The organism is Microcystis sp. M49636_WE2 (assembly GCF_030065375.1).
GTDB classification, from domain to species: Bacteria; Cyanobacteriota; Cyanobacteriia; order Cyanobacteriales; family Microcystaceae; genus Microcystis; species Microcystis aeruginosa_C.
This window is the reverse complement of sequence record NZ_JASJFG010001073.1, coordinates 1-1,192: the sequence shown is the minus strand read 5'-3', so window position 1 is coordinate 1,192 and position 1,192 is coordinate 1. Positions and strand designations below refer to the sequence as shown.

Here is a 1,192-nt window from a genome sequence, read left to right as displayed (position 1 = left end):
GCGTTGAGAATAACTAAGTATCTAACGTGGGGATTTGCTATTAAGTTTCTCAGCAGGGGACTAATTCCTCTGGTGGGACTATAAAGATTACCAATCACCGCGTATTGGTCGGGATTTAAATGTTTAGCAAGGGACTGTTTTACTGTCCATCCCGTGATAATTGCTGTTTGGCCGTGACCGCAGATTAATTGATTGGGTTTATAGTGGGGTTGGTAGGTGAATTTAGGGGTGGTTTCTGTACTAAGCATGGATTTAAATTAGTCGTTCAAGATAATTAATAATATTTCGGTGAAGTTTTTCTATTGTATCACTACCATCCAGTTGTAAACAATTATCTTTATATTCTTTAAATATCTCGATAAACATTTGACGAACTTTTATTAATTTTTCTTGTTTTTCGTACAATTCTGTGATGGCTCTGTTTTTAATTCTTGCTAGAGAAATATCGGGAAGAACATCGATATAAATAACTAAATCTGGATTGGGAAAATGTTGATTTAACTGTCGAACAAAAGCAAATTCTTCGGGATTATTGCAATTGTAGGCCAGGGAGGAAAAATAATAACGAGTAGTGATAACGTGGGTTTGTTCTTGCTGAATAAGTTTAAAAACGCCCTCGTAATCATTATATAAGTGATAATGGCGATCAGCTGCAAATAAATAGGCCATTTGTCGGTCAAATTGATTTTGATCTTTGATAGAAATAAGATTAGTTTGCATTATTTCTCGAATCAAACGACCGATGACTCCCTCGGAAGGTTCCGGACTTAAAACTGCTTTTTCCCCTCGCTTTAAAAAATATTCTTGTAGGAGTTTTGCTTGGGTACTTGTTCCCGATCCGTCAATACCTTCAAAGACAATAAATTTCGGTTTCATAATTTAATCTTCCTTCTCGATCTAATTATCTAAATAATTGTTTTAGCCAAGTTAACCAAGATTTTTTCGGGGGGATTAATTGCGTCATTTCTCCGATAATTTCTCCCATACTTCCCCAAGCATAAATATTTTTATTGAGGGATTGTATGGTTAAATTTTCTTGTAAAGCTAAACTGATAATACTAATCATTTCCTCTGCTTGATTACCGACTATTTGCGCTCCCAGTATTTTACCATCTTGTCGGTAGATTAATTGACAAAATCCCGTGGTTTCCCCCCAGATTTGCTGTGGGACCATATTTTTAATTGGATAGTT

Annotated in this window: 2 protein-coding genes and 1 pseudogene; all 3 read right to left on the bottom strand. The window is 35.5% G+C overall.

The window, feature by feature from the left end; all coding sequences use genetic code 11:
- A pseudogene (locus PX484_RS24890) lies at window positions 1-248 on the bottom strand (thymidylate synthase); the annotation flags it as partial.
- 4 nt (window positions 249-252) lie between these two features.
- A complete protein-coding gene (tmk, locus tag PX484_RS24885; protein ID WP_287766404.1) occupies window positions 253-876 on the bottom strand; it encodes a dTMP kinase in 624 nt (207 codons plus the stop codon).
- A gap of 25 nt (window positions 877-901) precedes the next feature.
- Window positions 902-1,192, bottom strand: a 291-nt coding sequence (locus tag PX484_RS24880; RefSeq protein WP_502882786.1) for an oxidoreductase dimerization domain-containing protein, incomplete at its 5' end; no start/stop codon positions are given.